Origin of the sequence: Buchananella hordeovulneris (assembly GCF_001907235.1) — a bacterium.
GTDB classification, from domain to species: Bacteria; Actinomycetota; Actinomycetes; order Actinomycetales; family Actinomycetaceae; genus Buchananella; species Buchananella hordeovulneris.
This window is the reverse complement of record NZ_MQVS01000001.1, coordinates 51,422-71,518: the sequence shown is the minus strand read 5'-3', so window position 1 is coordinate 71,518 and position 20,097 is coordinate 51,422. Positions and strand designations below refer to the sequence as shown.

General features: G+C 62.9%; 21 protein-coding genes and 4 tRNA genes. 13 read left to right on the top strand and 12 right to left on the bottom strand.

The features are described 5' to 3' along the window. Nucleotides 1-7: 7 nt before the first annotated feature. On the bottom strand, nt 8-853 hold the full coding sequence (locus tag BSZ40_RS00335; protein ID WP_124852798.1) for a hypothetical protein: 846 nt from the start codon (nt 851-853) through the stop codon (nt 8-10). A 290-nt stretch (nt 854-1,143) separates the two neighbouring features. Between BSZ40_RS00335 and BSZ40_RS00330 the strand changes: the two genes are divergently transcribed. Together BSZ40_RS00330 and BSZ40_RS00325 are read left to right on the top strand one after the other, a co-directional pair. Then, complete coding sequence (locus tag BSZ40_RS00330) at nt 1,144-1,797, top strand: DUF47 domain-containing protein (protein WP_245793733.1); 654 nt, start codon at nt 1,144-1,146, stop codon at nt 1,795-1,797. Then, a complete protein-coding gene (locus tag BSZ40_RS00325) occupies nt 1,798-2,856 on the top strand; it encodes an inorganic phosphate transporter (RefSeq protein ID WP_073822124.1) in 1,059 nt (352 codons plus the stop codon). Between the two features lie 65 nt (nt 2,857-2,921). On the opposite strand, the gene BSZ40_RS00320 is transcribed toward BSZ40_RS00325, so the two are convergent. Together BSZ40_RS00320 and BSZ40_RS00315 are read right to left on the bottom strand one after the other, a co-directional pair. Next, entirely contained in the window at nt 2,922-3,587 is a 666-nt protein-coding gene (locus BSZ40_RS00320; protein ID WP_073822122.1) for a hypothetical protein, read from the bottom strand. 9 nt (nt 3,588-3,596) lie between these two features. After that, entirely contained in the window at nt 3,597-4,130 is a 534-nt protein-coding gene (locus BSZ40_RS00315) for a hypothetical protein (RefSeq protein WP_073822120.1), read from the bottom strand. An 88-nt stretch (nt 4,131-4,218) separates the two neighbouring features. On the opposite strand from BSZ40_RS00315, the gene BSZ40_RS00310 reads away from it, so the two are divergent. From BSZ40_RS00310 to BSZ40_RS00285, 7 genes are all read left to right on the top strand, one after another. After that, nucleotides 4,219-4,294, top strand: a tRNA-Lys gene (locus tag BSZ40_RS00310). A gap of 630 nt (nt 4,295-4,924) precedes the next feature. Continuing rightward, on the top strand, nt 4,925-5,275 hold the full coding sequence (locus tag BSZ40_RS00305) for a hypothetical protein (RefSeq protein WP_073822696.1): 351 nt from the start codon (nt 4,925-4,927) through the stop codon (nt 5,273-5,275). Then, nucleotides 5,262-7,985, top strand: a complete 2,724-nt coding sequence (locus BSZ40_RS00300; protein ID WP_073822118.1) for a hypothetical protein — start codon at nt 5,262-5,264, stop codon at nt 7,983-7,985. The genes BSZ40_RS00305 and BSZ40_RS00300 overlap by 14 nt, the downstream gene beginning before the upstream one ends. Beyond that, nucleotides 7,966-8,604: a hypothetical protein gene (locus BSZ40_RS11415; RefSeq protein WP_143180826.1), complete on the top strand. Its 639-nt coding sequence runs from the start codon at nt 7,966-7,968 to the stop codon at nt 8,602-8,604. The genes BSZ40_RS00300 and BSZ40_RS11415 overlap by 20 nt, the downstream gene beginning before the upstream one ends. A gap of 361 nt (nt 8,605-8,965) precedes the next feature. Beyond that, nucleotides 8,966-9,619 carry a hypothetical protein gene (locus BSZ40_RS00295; RefSeq protein ID WP_073822116.1) on the top strand — a complete coding sequence of 218 codons (654 nt, stop codon included), beginning with the start codon at nt 8,966-8,968 and terminating at the stop codon, nt 9,617-9,619. 18 nt (nt 9,620-9,637) lie between these two features. Further along, a complete protein-coding gene (locus BSZ40_RS00290) occupies nt 9,638-10,291 on the top strand; it encodes a hypothetical protein (RefSeq protein ID WP_073822114.1) in 654 nt (217 codons plus the stop codon). A 184-nt stretch (nt 10,292-10,475) separates the two neighbouring features. Beyond that, complete coding sequence (locus tag BSZ40_RS00285; RefSeq protein WP_073822112.1) at nt 10,476-11,147, top strand: metal-dependent transcriptional regulator; 672 nt, start codon at nt 10,476-10,478, stop codon at nt 11,145-11,147. Nucleotides 11,148-11,217: 70 nt separating this feature from the next. Here the strand turns inward: BSZ40_RS00285 and BSZ40_RS00280 are convergent, their stop codons facing one another. The 4 genes from BSZ40_RS00280 to BSZ40_RS00265 are packed head-to-tail and all read right to left on the bottom strand — an operon-like array spanning nt 11,218 to nt 14,737. Continuing rightward, nucleotides 11,218-12,093 carry a metal ABC transporter permease gene (locus BSZ40_RS00280; RefSeq protein WP_073822110.1) on the bottom strand — a complete coding sequence of 292 codons (876 nt, stop codon included), beginning with the start codon at nt 12,091-12,093 and terminating at the stop codon, nt 11,218-11,220. Continuing rightward, complete coding sequence (locus tag BSZ40_RS00275) at nt 12,090-13,019, bottom strand: metal ABC transporter permease (protein ID WP_073822108.1); 930 nt, start codon at nt 13,017-13,019, stop codon at nt 12,090-12,092. Before BSZ40_RS00275 ends, BSZ40_RS00280 begins: the two co-directional genes overlap by 4 nt. Further along, nucleotides 13,016-13,765 (bottom strand): metal ABC transporter ATP-binding protein, encoded by a 750-nt coding sequence (locus BSZ40_RS00270; RefSeq protein ID WP_073822106.1) that lies wholly within the window; start codon nt 13,763-13,765, stop codon nt 13,016-13,018. The genes BSZ40_RS00275 and BSZ40_RS00270 overlap by 4 nt, the downstream gene beginning before the upstream one ends. 3 nt (nt 13,766-13,768) lie before the next feature. After that, complete coding sequence (locus BSZ40_RS00265; protein WP_073822104.1) at nt 13,769-14,737, bottom strand: metal ABC transporter substrate-binding protein; 969 nt, start codon at nt 14,735-14,737, stop codon at nt 13,769-13,771. 163 nt (nt 14,738-14,900) lie between these two features. Here BSZ40_RS00265 and BSZ40_RS00260 point away from each other — a divergent pair, with 163 nt between their 5' ends. Further along, complete coding sequence (locus BSZ40_RS00260) at nt 14,901-15,497, top strand: hypothetical protein (protein ID WP_073822102.1); 597 nt, start codon at nt 14,901-14,903, stop codon at nt 15,495-15,497. A gap of 19 nt (nt 15,498-15,516) precedes the next feature. Here BSZ40_RS00260 and BSZ40_RS00255 read toward each other — a convergent pair whose 3' ends face one another. The 4 genes from BSZ40_RS00255 to BSZ40_RS00240 are packed head-to-tail and all read right to left on the bottom strand — an operon-like array spanning nt 15,517 to nt 18,491. Next, entirely contained in the window at nt 15,517-16,500 is a 984-nt protein-coding gene (locus tag BSZ40_RS00255) for an AEC family transporter (protein ID WP_073822101.1), read from the bottom strand. 1 nt (nt 16,501) lies between these two features. Then, a complete protein-coding gene (gene msrB, locus BSZ40_RS00250; protein WP_073822099.1) occupies nt 16,502-16,894 on the bottom strand; it encodes a peptide-methionine (R)-S-oxide reductase MsrB in 393 nt (130 codons plus the stop codon). Continuing rightward, nucleotides 16,891-18,090 (bottom strand): mechanosensitive ion channel family protein, encoded by a 1,200-nt coding sequence (locus tag BSZ40_RS00245; protein WP_124851559.1) that lies wholly within the window; start codon nt 18,088-18,090, stop codon nt 16,891-16,893. Before BSZ40_RS00245 ends, msrB begins: the two co-directional genes overlap by 4 nt. 29 nt (nt 18,091-18,119) lie before the next feature. Then, nucleotides 18,120-18,491 carry a metallopeptidase family protein gene (locus BSZ40_RS00240; protein WP_073822695.1) on the bottom strand — a complete coding sequence of 124 codons (372 nt, stop codon included), beginning with the start codon at nt 18,489-18,491 and terminating at the stop codon, nt 18,120-18,122. A 157-nt stretch (nt 18,492-18,648) separates the two neighbouring features. Here BSZ40_RS00240 and BSZ40_RS00235 point away from each other — a divergent pair. The 3 genes from BSZ40_RS00235 to BSZ40_RS00225 all read left to right on the top strand — a co-directional run bounded on the left by BSZ40_RS00235 (nt 18,649) and on the right by BSZ40_RS00225 (nt 18,962). Beyond that, nucleotides 18,649-18,721 (top strand) — tRNA-Glu (locus BSZ40_RS00235). A 48-nt stretch (nt 18,722-18,769) separates the two neighbouring features. After that, nucleotides 18,770-18,843, top strand: a tRNA-Asp gene (locus BSZ40_RS00230). 46 nt (nt 18,844-18,889) lie between these two features. Further along, nucleotides 18,890-18,962, top strand: a tRNA-Phe gene (locus tag BSZ40_RS00225). A gap of 452 nt (nt 18,963-19,414) precedes the next feature. Here BSZ40_RS00225 and BSZ40_RS00220 read toward each other — a convergent pair. Then, a complete protein-coding gene (locus BSZ40_RS00220) occupies nt 19,415-20,002 on the bottom strand; it encodes a hypothetical protein (protein ID WP_073822095.1) in 588 nt (195 codons plus the stop codon). Between the last annotated feature and the right edge of the window lie 95 nt (nt 20,003-20,097).

Here is a 20,097-nt window from a genome sequence, read left to right as displayed (position 1 = left end):
GAGGCAGTCAGCCGGTTACGGCTCGCGCCACCGCGTAAAAGGGCAAGCCCAACACCAGCACCGGTAACACGAGGGCAGCAGCGACATCGGTGGTCAACTTAAAGCCACCGTGCCGGTGGTAGAGGATCTTCCACACGTTGGTGCGCAACATCGCAATAACCGCCCCGGTCAGGGCCCCGGTGACGAATCCCGTCCACTCAGGGGCAAAGGGCAGCAGGGCTTCGACGTAGGGTCGCAGTTGCAGCAGCGGGCCAGAAACCGCGGCCCCCGCCGCCGCCCCCGCCCCCACGGTCACCAGGTTGCGGGCCACGCTCGGCAATGGGGCGGCGGCGGCTAACGCGGCGGCCGCCAACGACGCCAGCCCGATGTACAGCATCGGCTTGATACGGGAGTTGTCGGTCAGCGCTACCCATCCTGAGGCACAGAGGGCCACCGTGCAGCCAGTAACGATGCCCGCCACGCTCTCCACTAGCCCCTTGCGCCCAGGTTCCCGCATCATCTGGTGGATGAACGCCCCCATGACCCCAAACCCCATGGCGATAGCTGCCCAAGCCAGGTTGTGGGTGGCGGCAATCAAACACAGGGCTACCAGCCCAGTTAGGGCGATCACGATGGGGCCACCCCGACGGGAGGGCACGTAGATCAAGGGCGGCCAGCCGCGAGCAAACACCAAGATCAGCAGGCCAGCGAGCACGGCAGGCCCCCACTGGTGCAGATAGCCGGCCCCGGCCATGGCTCCTGCCAGCGCCACTTCGATGAATCCGACACGCCAGCTCGTGCGCGGCGCCTGGGCGTTAATCGGGCGGGCAGGCAGGGGGCGGTCAGCAACTTGCACGAGTAAATCGTGGCACATTTGTCCCCCATTCGACACTTGGGTTTGGGTGTGGGGTAGGCTGACGGTGACGTCGGGTCGTGAAAGCCCCGGGCTCCAACCAGAGCCGCTTCGAGCGGCCTTCGCGCCGACTGGCGCCTTCCGGCCCGACGTCCCCACAAAACCGCCCCGCCGGGCGGTTTTCTCGTTTCGCATGGTGGGAGCAAAAGGCCCACTCAGCGGATGGGCCGCGGGATTTGTCACTCGAATGAGCCGATCACCAAGCGCAGGGTGCATACTTTTCTTGCACCCTCGGGTAACCACTCGTCGGTGTGACCCTAACCCCGGACCAGGAGATGACGGTGCGACTGCGCCCCACCCCCACCAATGGCCACTTGTTCGACCTGTACGCCAAGGTCGCACAAAGCCTCGTTGCTGCTTCCCAATCATTGACCAGCCTCGTTGCCACGGTCGATCGGCAAGAGCGCAAAGAACATCTGAAAACGCTCCACGACGCCGAGCACGCCGCCGACGAAGCCATCCACGAAGTTTTCACGCGGATGAACTCCACGTTCGTCACCCCCCTTGACCGTGACGACCTAGCCGAGTTGGCTGCCACCTTGGATGACTGCGTAGACGAGATCGACGAAGCCGGTGACTTGATCTACCTGTACAAGCTCGGTGAGCTGCCTTCAGACCTGGTGGAAATGGTCGAGATCATTGCGCAATGCGCCGCCCTGACCAACGACGCCATCCCCCGCCTGCGCGACCTGCAGTCCCTCAAGGAATATTGGTTGGAAATCAACCGCCTAGAGAACGCCGGCGACAAGCTTTACCGCCACATGTTGGCGTCCCTGTTCGAGACCGAACCGGACCCGATACAGATCATCAAACTCAAGGACGTCACCAAGTCCTTGGAGTCCGCGATCGACCACTTTGAGGTGTTGGCCCACGTCATCGAAACGATCGCAGTCAAGGAGGCATGAGTGTCGCTCGCGCTCTTCCTCGTCGTCACCGTTATCGTCATCGCTTTGGTCTTTGACTACACCAACGGTTTCCACGACGCTGCTAACGCGATCGCGACCTCCGTGTCTACGCGGGCCTTGACCCCCCGCGCGGCCCTCATCATGGCCGCGATCATGAACGTGATCGGGGCCCTGCTGGGCACCGAGGTAGCCAAGACCATTGGGGAAGGCATCATTGATGTCCAAGGCTTCACCCAATCCTCTGACCCGAAGCAGGCCATCCACGGCCTCGTGATCATCCTGGCCGCCCTCGTGGGGGCCATCGTGTGGAACATGATCACCTGGTGGTTCGGTTTGCCGTCGTCGTCCTCCCACGCCCTCATCGGCGGGCTAGTGGGGGCGGGGTTGGCGTCGTCCACCACCGTCATGTGGGGCGGGATCTTCGAAAAGGTCGTCATCCCCATGTTTGCCTCGCCGGTCTTCGGCTTCATCGCCGCCTACCTGGTGATGGTGCTGGTGCTGTGGCTGGTGCGAAACCGCCCCTACCACCGAGCCAATCGGCGCTTCCGGATCCTGCAGACCATCTCGGCCGCCATGATGGCGCTCGGGCACGGCCTGCAAGACGCCCAAAAGACCATGGGGGTAATTGTTATGGCCCTCATCGCCGGCGGCTACGGTGCCACCCACAAAGTGTTTGACGCCGAGGGCGGCATCATCGTGCCGACCTGGGTAAAGCTGGCCGCCGCGATCGCGATTTCGGCAGGTACTTACGCGGGCGGGTGGCGCATTATGCGCACCCTCGGCCGCAAGGTTATCGAGCTTGATCCGGCCCGTGGTTTCGTCGCTGAAGGGGTTTCCGCCTCCGTGCTGTACGGTGCGGCCTACCTGTTCCACGCCCCCGTCTCGACAACACACACGATCACTGCCTCCATCATGGGGGTGGGGGCCACCCGCCGCCTGTCAGCAGTGCGGTGGGGAGTTGCTGGCAACATCGTCGTCGCGTGGTTCTTGACCATTCCCGCTTCGGCGCTGGTCGCGGCCGGCACCTACTGGCTGTTCCACCTGGTGGTGCCTTACTAGGCACTACCCGCTACCGGGGTGGGGGCCAAGCTAAAACGCTTGGCCCCCACCCCGTTGTCGTGCCACTAGTAAGGGCCGTGCGGTGGGTAGGGCCCCGGCGGTCCTGCCGACCACTGCTGCATCCGATAGAACTCGTAGTTGCGGCGGTGGCGCGAGTTGCGCACCAGCAAGACGATGCCAACCACTATCAGGATGATCCCCACAATGATCCCGCCCGCGAAGAAACCGATGAGCACAGCCACCGAACCGAAGGGCAAGAAGTCGATGTCGATCTTCGGCACCGCCGTGAAGACGACCCCCTCCTCGGGGTAACAGTTGAGGGTGTATCTCTCGTTTGCCCGCACCGGGAACTCAAAGCCCGGCTGGAATACTAATTCTTCCCGGTCGATGAAGAGCGTCAGTTCCTGTTTGGAGTTGGTGACCTCCGGCCCGAGCAAGTTACCCGCAGCATCTTTCACCAGGCAGCGGTTGGCGGGAATACCGGGACCGCTGGCCATGAACAGATACTTCCCGTCCTGTTTGGCCGTAAACGAGATCTCCTCGCTGTGCACCGGCGGATCGAGAAACTCCGGAAACCGATCGGCGATCCCCCACATTCCCAGCAGCAGGCCAGCGAACGGCCCACCGAAGAGCAGCAAAAGCCCCAAGATCAGGGAGATGATGCCCGGGGCGTTGCTGCGCGGTGGCAGCGGGGGCGGCAGCTGCCCGGCGTGGTAGTACGGGTTGACCATGCGCTCCTCCTATTCGAGCCGCCCCGCGCCTGCCAAGCCCGCAGCTGCCGCCAACTCGTCGGCCATCGCCGCCAGCCGCGGCGCATCGGCGTGAGCGCGCGACAGTTGTCGTACCAGCCCCGCCGTGGCATCCAGCAGCGCCGGGAAGGCCTGCGTGCCGCCGCCCGTGAACAATGTCTCCAACTGCCGGTGCAGCACCATGGCATCGACCCCAGCAACTTCGGCGGCAGACTCGAATTGGGCAGGGTCACTAGACCACCATTCGCGCACCAGAAATAGGCGCCACAGGGCGCCGGGGGCAGTGGTGGCGGGACTACGCGACCACAACTCGGCGATGGCGTCCAAGCCGCCCTCGCCCGCGTCGTCCAAAAGTGCGGAGGCGTCCTCCGCGTCCTCCCGGGTCAAGGGCAATCCGCTCAGCAGGGCGTGCGCGGTGGCACTCGCGGCTTCTGAGCGCAGCGCTGGGTCACTGTCACCCCGGATCTGTTCAGCGTCGGCAGGTTCCAGCATCGCCGGGCGCCGGGGGTGTACGGGGGAACTCATCTTCGACTCCTTTGCGGTCCGGTAGGGTGACCCCATTGTCGCGCGCTGGTGCGAAGCACGCGAGAGATCAGGCTAAGATGGTTGCTACGCCCCTATAGCTCAATTGGCAGAGCTCCGGACTTTTAATCCGTTGGTTGTAGGTTCGAGTCCTACTGGGGGCACCACGCACAAGTGCTGGGCGCGCAGCGTTCCGCAGCCCGGCCACCGCTGTTCCGGCACCCTTGCGGAGGGGCCAGGACGAAGAGCGGCCCAGCTAGGCGCGGCGCGAGCGCCCGCCGCCCTGCGGAGGGGCCAGGACAGTATTACCAGCAGTACTTTTGGGGTTAGCGGTAGAAATGCGCGTACAGGCTGCGCGTCATGGTGGATGTATGGCGTCCCGCCATCTCGCCGACGGCTCACCACCATGTCCTTGGCTCACCACCATGTCCTTGGCTCACCACCATGTCCTTATTTCGGTGTTTTAAGGACACGATGGTGACACAAGGACCTGATGGTGCCCGCCAGCGGGCGGTTATTCCCCGGGAGCCGTGCACAGCTAGACGCCGCCGCCAACAGGCCAGGCGCAGCGCAGCGCAGAAGATATCGGCTCAGGACACCTTGCCACGGCCCGGCATCGGCGTGGCCTGCAATGGCCATCCCCTCCATTAACCGTACTTTTGGGCTGCTGACGGTGCTGGCCGACGCCTCCTGGACCTCGACTGCTCAAACGCTTGATTTTGTTATCCACAGGCCCTCCGTGCCCGTGAGCGCCGCTGCTAGGCTGCTGCTAGCCGTCGAGGAGGAGGGTGGTTGGGGTGGAGACATTGGAGTTCTCCCGCGAGAGTGCCGGGGTGAGTGCCAAGTGTGATTGGCACGATAGCCGGTCGTTTGCGTTCGCCGGACGGGTTCTGGAAAGTTGGAACACGGACGGGTGCGCGTTGAATCTGCCGCGGGGCACTAACGACGGCGTGCGGGCGTGGAAACAGGCACTCAAGAGCATGCGCGAGCTGCTCAGCGATGTGACGTTCGAGTTCAGCGACGCGTGCGCGCTCTATGGCTCCGGTTTGGAATCGGCGATCGGCAACCACGATGCCACCGAGCAGCTGATTAATGACCAAGCGCGGATTATCGCTGAAGAGATGGGAGCGGTCTGTGTCGCTAGGTGATCCTGAGGTGTTGATGCCTTTGCCGGAGGATCCGCGGGGGGCGTTGGCGGAGTTGGTGGATGATGTTAATCGGTTGCGTTCTCGTTTGCAGGCCACGCAGGTGTGGGGGCATGTGGGTGGTGGGGTGCCGGGGTGGGTGGGGCAGGCAGCCGATGCGTATACGGGGCAGATCACCGCGTTGGGGGTCCGGGTGCGGGAGGTGGCGGCCCAGATCGGGCCTTTGGCGGGGGTTATTGATTCGGTGGCGGCGGCTTATGAGCAGGCGGTTGACACCGATATTCCGGACTTGTGGGAAGAGTATCGGGAGGTGGTCACGCATTACGCGGGCTTGATTGACCAGGTGAACACCGAGGTGGCCCAGCGGGTAGCGCTGAGCGCTAATCCCACGCAGGCCGTGATGGAGGCCGCGGTAGAGGCCGGGCGTCTAGAGGAGCAGCGTGATGGGCAGTTGCAGGCCATTGTTGGGCGGTATGAGCGGCTGCTTGAGGGCCTGGATGAGACTATCGGTCAGGCCGCGGGGCAGATAGGCGGGGCGTGTGAGGCCATTGCCCCGGCCAGTGTGACCGGGCGGGGGCGAGCGGCCCTGGCCCAGCACTTGTTCCCCGCCACTGATTTTCCCCTGGTGGCGGCCCAGGCCCGTTGGGAGCAGGCCGACGCGCAGGCCCCACTGATTGCTGACTTCCTGCGTAATCGGCACCACACCAACACGGATTTGAATGAGTTTTTTGATACCTATGGGGCGAGTTTGCGTGACCCGTTTGTGGTGACCGCCCTGACCCGGTACATCACGCCCCAGCAGTTAGCTGGCTTCGCGTTGGACCTGGCCGAAGAAGACCTCACCGTGGAGGGCCACACCGGCGGCTGGAGTCGCAGCAAAGAAGAAATGCTGGACTTGTTGGGCACCACCTTCGTGCTGGCCACCGGCGGACAAAACCTCACCGATGCCCAAACCCAGTCCCTCTTCGACCTGGCCTCCAGTGCTTTACATGACCGAGACGGCAACACCCCCGGCCAACTCACCGACCACTTCCTAGACAAGCTACGGCGTGATGGCGCCAAAGGGGTAGACCCAACCGCGCACTTCAACGACCAGCTCACCAATTTCGATGTCTTTACCCAACTAGTCGGCCACGCGGCGACCAACAATCCCGAACTCGCCCTCGGACCGGAGTTCTACAGCCCGGCCGATGGGCAACAATCGGCCGCCAGTGCCCTGGTCAACTGGAGCCACAGCCAACACCAAAGCACTCACTCCCTGCCCTACCAAAAACTACTCTTTCCCCTCGAACACGCCCCCCTGCTAGACCCATTACATGCCCTGTTCCTGGCCTCTGACGGGCCGCACAGCACGCTGCAGTCCGTCATCGACCAGGACGCCGATGCTGCTCTGGGCCAGGCCGACCCCAGCGTGCAGCGCGAATACGACCGCCGCGCGGCCCTGCGCGACTTCCTCCTGTCCGACTCACCCCTGACCGACCCGAAAACCGGGCAAGACATCAGCACCGTGCGCTACCTGACCGGCCACCGCGTAGTAAACCAGTTCGGATACCTAAACACCGGATTCCAAGACGGCGGGGATGCTCTTGGCCGTCTCCTGGCCCAAGCCACCGCGCCCTTGCCCCCACCCGAAGGCATGAACCCTGCCCAGACCGCTGCCTGGGAAGAAGTAGACAAAACCCGCGCCCAAGTCGCCGGGGAATTCCTCGTGGGCTACATGGACGGCATGGACAACTCCACCGGCCTGAGCGAACACAACGCAACCGCCTACCTATCCAAACACCTCTTCGGCGACCAAAACCAAGCCCTCCGCCACTGGGCCGCCCACATCACCGCCCCCCACATCGAAGGCATCGCCGACTCCCTTAAAGACCACAATTTTTGGGATTCCGATAAGCAAATCTTGCCAGTTCAGCCACATGATGGCGATCGCAGAGACCTGCTGCTCAATTCACACCAAGCTGCTCGTCTAGTAGCAGATGGAGGATTTCTTAGCGATCTGGCGCGGGTACCAGTCACTATTGATCCCAACGATCCGCCCGCTCCGCTAGAGGTGCTGCAAAACGCTTCGATCGTAGGCTTTCGCCAAGATCTTGAAGAAGCCTTTTCCCTACCCACCGATCAACAGCAACCCCAAAAAATAACATACGCAATTGAAAAGTGGCAGCGCCTACACGACGCCATCTATCGAGCTCCCGAAATCAACAATCTCAACGACGCATTTGAAAACTTTCAACAGGACTCTGAAACCCGCCAAATATTGGGCAAGATTGCCGCTGTCACGCCACTAACCTCGGGGAACCCGCTCGCTACCGCCACCATCCCCTTTCTCAAACAGTTCACCTCAAGCTACCTGGCCGCCCCTCCCAGCACCGACGCCATGACCGAGGCCACCAAGCTATTAGCCTCCGCCAGCAAAGACAGCATGCAACATCTCACCTTAGCTTTCCTTCTTCAAGCAGCCGAAGAGGAAGTGTTTATTAATAAAAATGGCGATACGGTCACTCCTTACATAGAGCTACTTGACCCAACCACCGGCAAACTAATACCCTTAACCGAGCAAACGGAAGAACAACAAAAAAGCTTTAAAGAGTTCATCGAAAAAGAAACAACTCTCTCCGACCCCTATAAACAGCTCTCAACTGGAAGCATTTTAAACAAGACCCAATCAGATGAGGCCAACAAGGAAATAAATGGAAATCCTCATGGCTAGCGGTAAATTAGTCTACATCCTGGCCATCGGACTATGCCTGTCCATGACCGGCTGCTCCCTGGAGCCGTTGGATATGTTAACGACTCCGCTCCCAACACACTACCTCAGACGAGGAGACATGGTGACACGTGACGAAATTCGCCTTGCAGCTCCACCCGATTGGCACTTGACATATTGGAACGACCCTGAAAGTAACAGCGTCGCCGAAATTCGCATGCCTGGAAAAAATTCCCGGGATGGCGGATTGCTGCTAGCAGAATTCCTCAGCCAGTATGGAATATTCAGAATATTAGACAAAGGCAATCCACAAGAGACACTGGAAAGAGCCGCCCAGCTGTCGGCGCCACCCGATACACCCACAAAAATATTGGACACAAAATTCTTAAACGGCCACCCGGCCTTAGCCTACACTTACAGCCTGACAGTAGGTGACATGACTCAGACATGCGAAGAATATCTCGTATATCGCAATGATGGAATATGGAAGCTCACCCTATGCTCCCCGAGAAACTCTCCGATTCCTTCCGAGCTACGCCAGGCAATGGTTAATGTCACCTGGACCAAGGTAACTGAACCGAATGTGAAATTTCTCGGTTCAGATGGCGCATTTTTCTCGTGAGAAACAAGCGGGGCTATATTGACATTAGTGTTGCCCCTGACTACATCTTTAAGGGGACATCGACTATAAGACACTCCTGCAGACAGCAATCTTAGTGGCAGTACTGATAATCCGCGCCTGCGCCCCAAAGATACTGGACCACGACCAAGTCGCACTCTCTCACCTATACCGTCTCCCAAATATGTCCCCTACCTGCCAACACCCAGCCATCTACCATGTTGCGCGAGACTATCGTCAATACCTCCAGACCGAGGCGACCGAACCCAAGGTCAAAATCCTCGGCCCCAGAGACATCTTCTCCTATGATGACTTAATCACCCTCAAACCTGCCCACGACAGGTAACACCCCAAGTTATTCAGCATGAAACCCAAGCTCTTCACCACCGCCCTGATCGCCGCCATTGCCATCACCGGCTGCACCTCTAGTCCGCTGAACATAGTCCCCACCCCCGTCCCCACGCGCTTCACCGAACGGGGAGACATGGTCGTGCGCGACCAGATCAATCTGACCGCACCGCCCGGCTGGAAAATCACTTACGAAGACTCTCCCGACCGAAACGATGTTGCATATTTCAGCAAACCGGATGATACATCAGACAAAACCGGAAGCTTACAAGTTCATTTCCTGGGACAGTCAGGGGTGTACAGAATACGCTCACGGCAAGGACCAGAGAAGGCTTTCAGCTACGCGAAAGAAAGACTAATCCCGCGCACCGCCCACGTAGAGAAGCTGAATATTACGTCCATCGACGGCAACCCAGCCGTGGGATACTATTACGACTTCGGCGAAGGGTCAGAGCTATCCGACGAAGATTATCACGTGTTTCGCAGCGATGGACTATGGGCATTTACGATACGCGCTCCACGCTATGGCGAGATTCCCTCCGAACTGCGGCAGGCGGTGCTTAATGCCACCTGGACCGAGGTGACCGAGCCCAACGTCAAACACCTCGGCCCCAGAGAGATCTTCTCCTATGATGACTTAATCACCCCCAAACCTGCCCGCGATAGGTAACACCCCAAGTTATCCAGCATGAAGCCCAAGCTCTTCACCACCGCCCTGATCGCCGCCATTGCCATCACCGGTTGCACCTCTAATCCGCTAAGCATAGTTCCCACCCCCGTCCCCACGCGTTTCACCGAACGGGGAGACATGGTCGTGCGGGACCAGATCAACCTGACCGCCCCGCCCGGCTGGAAAATCACTTACGAAGACTCTCCCGACCGAAACGATGTTGCATATTTCAGCAAACCGGATGATACATCAGACAAAACCGGAAGCTTACAAGTTCATTTCCTGGGACAGTCAGGCGTGTACAGGATACACTCGCGACAAGGACCAGAGAAAGCCTTCAGCTACGCGAAAGACAGGCTAATCCCACACACCGCCAACGTAAAGAAGTTGGATATTACGTCCATCGACGGCAACCCCGCCATAGGGTACTATTACAACTTCGGCGAAGGATCAGAGCAATCCGGTGAAGATTATTACGTGTTGCGCAGTGACGGATTGTGGACCTTTTCAATAAGCGCTCCATACTACGGAGAGATTCCTCCCGAACTGCGGCAGGTGGTGCTAAACGCCACCTGGACCGAGGTGACCGAGCCCAACGTCAAACACCTCGGCCCCAGAGAGATCTTCTCCTATGATGACTTAATCACCCCCAAACCTGCCCGCGACAGGTAACACCCCAAGTTATCCAGCATGAAGCCCAAGCTCCTCCGTGCTGCCACCCGCCGCGGGGCACTGCGGCGCGGCAGGTGGCTGCGCCCGCCCGGCAGGACGCACGGGGCGGCACTGGAGCAAGATTTGCCGCCAGGACGCCACCGAGCGGGGATCCGGAGTGGGATCACTCGGTTAGCCTGGGGTCATGTCGGTTTCTTCATTGTCGGCCAGCGCCCAGGACTACCTCAAGGCCGTGTGGGCGCTGCAGGAGTGGTCCGACGCGCCGGTCACTCCCTCAGCCGTCGCGGCCCGCGTGAATGTCAAGCTCTCCACCGCTTCTGACGCGATTAAGAAACTGACTGCCCAGGGGCTGCTGCGGCACGCCCGCTACGGTGCAGTGACTTTGACACCATTGGGACGGGAACACGCCCTGGCGATGGTACGCCGCCACCGACTCATCGAGTCGTTCCTGGTGTGGAAACTCGGCTACAGCTGGGACCAGGTGCACGAGGAGGCCGAGGCACTCGAACACGTGGTCTCTGACTTCTTTGTCGACCGGCTGGCGGCCGCCCTGGATCACCCCGCTCGAGACCCACACGGCGATCCAATCCCCCATCCGGACGGCAGCGTCGTCCACCCGGCTGCCGTGCAGCTGCCGCAACTGCCGGTGGGGGCCACGGCCGTCGTCGAACGCATCGCCGACGACGACTCCGCCCTCCTGCAATACTTCGCCTCCGTCGGCTTGGGCATCGGCACCCAGGTGCGGGTAGCGCCCGGTGCCCCATACTCGGGCACGCTTGCCGTCACCCTCGGCCGCGCCACCATCGCCCTTGGGGAGCAGGCAGCGGCGGCGGTGTGGGCGACCCCACGAGACTAGCTACCTTGCCGGTCCACCTAGACCAGTGGTGGGGGCGGGCAGTCTGAACGGGTACCCGCTCCCACCACGGTCAAGCTAGAGAGCGCACCGCTGCGCGCCGCCGACACCACTGGTGCAGGCGCTGGCCGGCGAAGACCGCGGTGAACACCAGGCCATAGAACACCGCCATCCCCGCCGAGGTGGCGGCGTCCACCCAATACGCCAGCCGGAATCCCACCAGGGCCCCGGCAGCGGCGATGCCAAGCGCGAGCGCGATCATGACGGGCAGCCGGTGACTGACCAGGTAGGCGGTGGCGGCGGGAATCACCATGAGGGCCAAGATCAGGATGGCGCCCGCCACGTTGAAAGCGGCAGTTACCGTCACCGAGACCAGGAACATGAACAGCGTGTTCAGTCCGCGTACTCGCAGCCCAAGGATCTGGGCGTACGCCGGGTCGAAGGTGGCGAGTTTCAGCTGCGGGTAGGTCGCCGCGATGAACAGCACGTTGACGGCCAACACCGCGAGCATGACGTACAGGTACTGCGGGCCGTATGAGACCCCATCCACGATCCACTGGTTGAAGGCCGCCAGGTTGAGGTCCCCCACCAGCACCGCGTGCGTGTCGAGGTGCACGTTGGCGAAGTTCAAGGTCACCAGGATGACGCCGAAGCTGAAGAGGGCCGGGAAGATCAAGCCCTGTGGCGCGTCTCCGGTAAGCAGGCCGGTGCGCCCCAACCATTCGCTGCCCAGCACCACGAGCAGGCCCGCCAGCGCCGCGCCCAGTATGAGCCACGGGGAGTCGAGATCGTGGGTGAAGTAGTAACCGACGACGATGCCCGGCAGAATCGCGTGACTAATGCCGTCGGCCAGCATCGAGTTTTTCCGCAGCACCACGAACACGCCCGGCAGGGCACACGCCAGCGCGGTGACTACCGCCAGCAGGCCCGCCCCGAATACGAAACTCATTTCTCCGCCTTTCCGATCGCCAGCAGCTTCAGCTCTCGCCTGGCCGCCGCACGCCGCCAGGCCCGCGCTAGGACGCTGCGGCCGGGGGCTGCCAGCAGGGAGATGAGGAGGAAGACAAACAGCACGACGACGATCACCGGGCCGGTCGGCACCTTGCCGAGGGACACGGACAGATAGGCCCCCAGCCCACAACTGACGGCACCGACGATGCCGGACAGCAGCGTCATTGTTGGCAGGGTGCGGCTCCACTGCCGTGCCACGGCTGGCGGGGTGACCACCAGGGCCACCATCAGCACCAGGCCGACGCTTTTCACGCCCAGCACGGTGGCGGTCACGATGGTGCCGAACATCAACACGTCGACGATGCGCCCGGAGAAGCCAAGCACCTCGGCGTGGGCGGGGTCGAAGGTGCGGGCGGCGAACTCTTTGAAGAACAACCCCATCACCGCCAGGGCCAGCGCCCCGATTACGGCCGTGGTGTACAGGTCAGCGCGCGTGATGACAGAGGCGTTGCCAAAGAGGTAGTCTTGAATGCCGCCCTTGCCGGGAAAGCGCCCGTTGGTGATGATGCGCATCAGCAACATGCCGCCGCCGAAGAAGCTGGCCAGGACCACGGCCATCGCCGTGTCGATAGCGAGCTTGGAGTAGTTGGCAATCGCGTTGGCAAGCAGGGAGGCCACGGTGGCCACCACCACCGCCCCCACGGTCAGCACCAGCATGTTGCGCCCGTCTACCCCCAGACTGACCGCGACCAGGAAGGCCGCGAGTGCCCCGGGCAGGGCCGAGTGGGAGATGACGTCGGAGATCAGGGACTGCTTGCGCAGGTAGGCGAAGGTCCCGAGGGCTCCGGCGACAAAACCGATGATGGCGGTGCCGAAGAAGACCATCCGGTAGGTGTGGTCGGCGAGGAACTCCAGGAGGTTCATGAGACGAACTCGAGGAAGGCGTCGTCGATGTGGGACACGTCGTAGGCGGCGGCGATGGCCTGCCGGGTGTAGGCCTGTTCTGCCGGGCCGCAGGTGATGACGCGCTTGTTGAGCAGGGTGACGTGGTCGCAGTAGTGGCGAACGGTGGCCAGATCGTGGTGGACCATGACGATGGTCTTGCCCTGTTCCCGCAGGGAGTGCAGCACTTCGACCATGGCGGCTTCACTGCGGGCGTCGATGCCCTGGAAGGGTTCGTCTAGGACGTACAGGTCTGGGCCTTGGGCCAGAGTGCGGGCCAGGAAGACACGTTGGCGTTGCCCGCCGGACAACTGCCCGATCTGGCGGCCTGCGAGCTCGCCGATGCCCGTCAACTCCAGGGCGGCGCGGGCTTGGTCTTTTTCCTTGCGTCCTGGACGAGCCAACCACTTCAGGCGCCCGTAGGTGCCCATGGTGACCACGTCCAGGACGGTGGTGGGAAAGTCCCAGTCCACGCTCGCGGCCTGCGGCATGTATCCCACTCTGCTGCGCACTTGGCTGAGGGGCGCATCGAAGAATAGCGACTGCCCCGCCAAGGGAGGCACGAGCCCTAGCATGGCTTTCAGCAAGGTGGATTTGCCGGCGCCGTTGGGCCCGACGACGCCCATCACCACCCCTTGCGGTACCGCAAAGTCGACCTTGGTAAGGACGGGGGCGGCGTGGTAGGCGACCGTCAGGTTGCGGGCCTGGCAGGCCAGCGGCGTGGACATGGGTTACTTTCCTCCCAGGGCAGTGGTGATGGCCTCGACGTTGTGGTTGAAAACGCCGAGGTAGGTGTCGACACCCGCTTCAGCGCCGAGCGAGTCAGCGAAGAGTTCCTTGTCGGAAACCTCGACCTTCCAGTTGTTGGCTTGGATGGCTTCCTTCAGCGAAGTGATGGCCTGCGGGTTGGCCAGGTTGTCCTGGAAGATGACCGGGACCTTCTTCTCAGCGATCTCCTTGGCCAGGTTCGATAGGTCCTGCGGCGAGAGGGCGGCCTCGGAGGAAACGAAGTCGGTGGCCTTGATCTCCAGGTTGAAGGTCTTGCCGAGGTAGTTGAAGGCGTCGTGCCCGGTGATGAGCAGACGCGGGGCCGGGATGGTTGACAGCTTGGCTTCGGCAGCGGACTTCATGTCCGCGATCTGCTGCTGGTAGTCCTTAGCGTTCTTCTTGTAGGTTTCGGCGTTCTTGGTGTCGATCTCGGCTAGCTTGTCGCCCAGGTAGCCGACGACGAGAGACCAGTTATCGGGCGAGTTCCAGATGTGGGGGTCGTGCAGCGGGTTGCCGTGCTCGTCCTCCTCGGGCCAGTCCAGGAGGTTTTCCTTGGGCAGCATCTCGCCGACCGCGATCTGCTTGTCCCCCAGGCTCTGCAGCTGATCGAGCATCTGGGCCTCTAGGTGCAGACCGTTCCAGGCCACGAGGTCGGCCTTTTGCATGGTTTCGATGTCTTTGGTGGAGGGCTGGTAAGTGTGCGGGTCACCGCCGGGACCGACCATGGTGATGACCTCGGCTTCTGGGGCGATGTTGTGCACCGCGTCGGCGAGGTAACCGGTGGTGGCGAAGACCGTGAGCTTGTCCGCCGCGCCGGTACCGTCCTCACCGCTCATCTTGCCGTCGTCGGCAGACGTGCCACCGCAGGCCACTAGGGCCAGGGACGCCGCGGCGAGGGCAGCAGCTAGTTTCGGGCGCGAGAAAGCGCGCATGGGAACCCCTTTCAGGTCGCTTCATAACTTCCCACTTCGCTGACACGAAGTCCAGTAAGGCAACCCTAAGGGTAGAGGCGGTGGCGGGACTAGGACCAATGCCCATTTCTCCCGCCCCCTACACTGTGCGTAAAGACACAAGTGCCCACAGGGAGAAATCTCTATGCAAGCAAGCAAGAAGGCGCTGCTACCTGCCGCTACCGCCGTCGCCACATTCGCGATTATTCGCATCATTAGGCGCGCGACCAACAACGACTGGAACTACGTCCTCTACATCATCGCTGCCATCGCCCTTGCCATCGCCCTGCTCGTCTGGTGGCTGCGGCGCGAAAAAGGCGGATACCGCCAGATCCTGCAGCAAGAACGTCAAGCCGACCCCCTGGTGCTGGCCTGGCCCGGCTACTTCATCACCCCTGGCGCCGCCCCCAAAACCTTCGCCTCGGGAATGTTGAAAAACAAGGCCGTGCTGGTGGCCGCCGCCCACTCCATGCGTCTTTACACACGCGGAGCGCAGGGACTGGCTCTGACCGCGGAGATTCCCCGCCCCGCCGTCAGCGACATCACCCTCGGCCAGGCCCCGTTCACCTCGGAGGAGCTCTACACCGTGGCCGTCACGGGGCCGCAGGGACGCTTCGAGGTCGTCCTCCACACGGTGGAAAAACTCGGCCTCGCCTCCGCCGGGAAACGAGAAGGCACCTTGCAGATCGTTAACCAGCTGCGGGCCTGGATCGGCCAGCCCCCGCTCGCCATGCCCAGCTGAGCCTGCCGTCGGCCGCCCGTTAGCCCCACAGTAAACGGGCGGCCACCAACCCCGGGACGCACAGCAACGTCGTCACCGCCACCACCTGCCGGGCCAGTTCGTGGCCGACCTTGAACCGGTTGGTGTAGAGGAAAACATTCTGCGCCGTCGGCAGCCCCGCGGTGACCGCAACGACCGCCAACTCTGGCCCGCTAAACCCCCACGCAGCCCCCGCGCCGAGCGCCAGCGCGGGAGCCACCACCAGCTTGCAGAGGCTCAGCGCCCACACCTGGCGTCCATCCCGCCCCCGCCCTGGCAGGCCGCGGCCCCGCAACGAGATCCCAAACGCCAACAACATGAGGGGCACGGCCGCCCCGCCGAGGGTGCGCACGCTGGTGAGGACAACGTCGGGAACCTGCCACCCGACGGCCCGCACCACCAGCGCCGACAACACTGCCACCACCGGCGGGTGCCGCAAAGGCAACAGCTGCCAAGCCGCCCGCAGCCGCCCCACCTCAGCTGACGCAGCCGCGGCGGACAGGCGCGCCTGGCGATCCAGCAGCATCAACGCCATCGGAGTCACCAGCCCCTGCTGCAGGAGCAACACCGGCGCAATCGGGGACGCATCCCCCAGCAACAGCACCGAGATCGGCAAACCGAGATTGCCGGCGTTCACGTAGCCCGCGCACATCCCGGCGGCGATCGCACTGCCCCACCGGCGCGACCGCCACCAAGACCACACCGTCACCCCGCCAATAACCACCACCGGCACGGCGACGGACACCAAGGTCGTGCGGGAGGCAAACGATGCCCGCGACTGCACGATGGAGTGAAACAGCAACGCCGGGGTGGCGGCGAAGAAGCACACCCGCGTCAAGGTGTCGGCAACCGAACCGAGCCTGTCGTCGTCGCTGGCCAGCCCCGTCGCCCCCACCAGTAATCCGCGCGCGGCCAACACGTAGCCGATGAGCACGATCGCCCCTAAGCCAGCGAAGCCCCCCAAGACTTGTGCGGCCGCCCCCACGCTACGGCTTCGGCGTGAAAGACAGCGACACCGAGTTCATGCAGAATCGCTCCCCCGTCGGAGTCTGCGGCGCGTCCGGGAAAACGTGACCGAGATGCCCGTCGCAGTTAGCGCACCGCACCTCAGTCCGCACCATGCCGTGCGAGCGATCCTCGATCAGGCGCACCGCCTGCGAATCTGCCGGGGCGTAAAAACTCGGCCAGCCGCAACCCGAATCAAACTTCGTAAGCGAATCGAACAGATGCGCCCCACACCCACCGCACTGGTAGGTGCCATCGCGCTGCTCGTGCAGCAGCTCCCCCGTGCCCGGACGTTCAGTGCCCGCCTCCCGCAGCACGTGGTAGGCCAACGGAGACAACTTCGCCCGCCACTGGGCATCGCTCAACTCGGTCATTTCTTCCCTAATCCTTTCGTTCGCTTCCGGGCCGCCGCCCGCCGCCGCGCCAGCTCCTGCTGCTCGCGTTCGGCCTGCGCCAGCCCCTCAGTTTGCCTGGCTTGCTGGGCGGCGTCGGCCACAGCCGCTGCCGCCTGCAGGCTAGGTTGCTCCGGCCAGGCCTCTGAGGCAACGCGCGTCCGCGGCAAAGATTCCCGCGCTTCCCGTTGCAGCCACTGCACGACAGTCTCGCGCACTAAGCAACGTAACTCCCACAGGCGCGTCGGATTGGCTGCCGAAACCACCACCCGCACCTCAATCGAGCCGCCCTTGGCATTCGTCACCTCAACCGTGCACTCACGTCCATCCCACAACGGCGACGGGTGCACCACCTCCTCCACGACGGTCCGCAACTGCCCCATCGGTACCGCCCAGTCGAGGTCGAAGAAGACGGTGCCGCGCATAGCATCGTCGCGGCGTGACCAGTTCTCGAACGGGGTGGAGGTGAAGTAGGTGGAAGGCAGAATCAGGCGGCGATCGTCCCACACCCGCACCACCACATAAGTCAAAGTGATCTCTTCGACCTTGCCGGTGGTGTTCTCCACGACAACCACGTCGTCCATCCGCAGCGCATCAGTGAAGGCTAGCTGCAAGCCGGCAAACAGGTTGCCGAGCGCGCTCTGTGCTGCCAACCCCGCCACCAGCGAGATGAGACCGGCCGACGCCAGCAGCGAACCGACCGTACCCCGCGCCCCCGGGAAAGTCATGGCGATCGCGAACACGCCCGCCGCCCACACGAACGCCTGCCCGACCCGCCGCAGCACCTGCGCCTGGGTGCGGATGCGGCGCAGGGCCCGCGCGTCGGCCTCGTTGCGCTCCACTAGTCGCAGTTCCACTATCCGCAAGCTGCGCGACACCAGCCACGTCACCGCCGCAATCAGGGCAATAACCAGCACCCGATCCAACACCTCTGCCCAGGTTGGCAGTTCGCGCAGCCCCCGCCACAGCCACTTGATGTGGGCGCTTAGCAGCGCTCCCCCCACCGCGCCGACGGTGAACACTGGCACCACGATGGGGCGCCGCAGCTCCTTGTGGTCGGCGTAGCGTCGATCTACCAGCCGCAGCAGTAACAGCAGCAGCCAGGCACCCGCCAGGCCCGCGACGACGCCCGCCACGACCAGGCCTGTCACCTCACCGATGTTTGCCCCAGCATTCATGCCGCCATCGTAGGCCGCGGAGGCGATACCTACGCCCACCCCAGTTCGTGCAAGCGATCGTCATCGATCCCGAAGTGGTGGGCGATTTCGTGTACCACCGTCACCGCGATCTCCTCCACCAGTTCCTCCTCCGAGGCACACCACCGCTTGAGAGGACCGCGAAAAATGAAGATGCAGTCCGGCAGTGACCCGGACGCCCAACCGAAGTCTCGTTCGGGCAGCGGCGTACCCTCGTACAGGCCGAGGAGGTCGTGCCCGTCGTTGGCGGTGAGTTGTTCGGCGGTTGGTTCGTCTCGCACCAGCACGACGACGTTGTCCATCTGCTCCGCCAACTCCGGGGGCACTAGGTCCAAGCCGTCCCGCACGGCGGCGTCAAAATCTTCGTCGCTGATTTCCACCATGCAGCCATGCTGCCATTTTTCGCGCCATACCGCCGTTTTTGCGTCCACGGCACCGATGTGCTGCGGCTCACGCTCACTTCGGTTTGCATCTGGGGCCCACTTACCCATAAGCTATCCTCCGTTCCGAGTTACCAGAGCGGTGAACGGAAGCGCCAAGGCCCCCATCGTCTAGCGGCCTAGGACGCCGCCCTTTCACGGCGGTAGCACGGGTTCGAATCCCGTTGGGGGTACGGATCAGCGGCTTGCCGCGGATCAAAAATCGGCTTCGTGCCACACGAGGCCCCGTAGCGCAGTTGGTTAGCGCGCCGCCCTGTCACGGCGGAGGTCGCGGGTTCAAGTCCCGTCGGGGTCGCTGATGAGAAACTGCCCGGTGTTTTCACCGGGCAGCGGACCATCGAGGCTCTGTAGCTCAGTTGGTAGAGCGTTCGACTGAAAATCGAAAGGTCACCGGATCGACACCGGTCGGAGCCACAAGCGGATCCCCCGAGGCGATGCCTCGGGGGATCCGCTGTTTGCGGGGCGGGCGGGGCGCCTGGGGCCTGCGAAGTGGCTGCGGGAGCGCGCGAGGACGCGTGCGGCTGGATCCACAGGTATCGCGTGCGGCCAGGTGTGCAGGTATCGCGTGCGGCTAGCCGCAGCTGCCCCACTCTGCCTGCTCATTACCGCCCGCACAGACCAGTCACACCGCGCCATTCGCGCCCCGGCACCGCAGCTGCCCAAGTGGAGCCGCTTTCACCATCATGTCCTTACGGCACCATCATGTCCTTACGGCACCATCATGTCCTTAAGGCACCACCATGTCCCTATTTCGGTGTTTTAAGGGCATGACGGTGACCCAAGGGCATGATGGTGACCTAAAGACATGATGGTGGCCCAAGGGCATGGCGGTCAAACAAAGACATGACGGCAGCCCACCGCCTTCATCAGTGACTCACCCGCAGTCTGCGAGCCACGCCCGTGGCCCAGGTTGCGGGCAGATAGATGCCCAGGCCCACGGCGGTGAGCAGCAGGCTGGCCGCCGCCCCGTAGCCAAGCGTGGACATGCCGCTAGTTCCTGCCGACAAACCAGCCAATATGAGGACCACTACGGCTCCGCCCCACACACTCCGCGCCACCAGCAGGCGCCGCCGACGGGCGGGGTCGTGAGATTCTGCCAGTTGCACTCCCCACGCCACGGCGGGCGGTTTAGCTCCTCCCTGCTGCCAGTGTCGTGGTACCACCGCGGCGATCGCCGCGGTGCGTTGCAGGAGCTGTGCCGCCGCGACCGCCACGCTCCCGAGCCATAATCCGCCGCCCCACCACAGGGCGATCCCGCGCGAGAACGCCGCAGCTGGGGTGAGCGTGTACGTCAGTAGCGCCAGCCATACCGCCGGAGCGGCCACAAGCAGGGTAATCGCGCCAGCCAGTCGGAATCGCTGCTGGTGATACGCCGTGGCGACCCGCTCCACCTCGGCCACTGTGACGCGCGCAGCGCCCTCCCCAACTAACTCCGTCCCACGCGTATCACCCATTGGTTCCCTCCCCGCCGCTGTGCAACGTAAAGCATTTCTCTCCGCGCATCCGCACAAGGTAATACGTTTGTCCGCCGCCGTTCATGCCCCAGCCA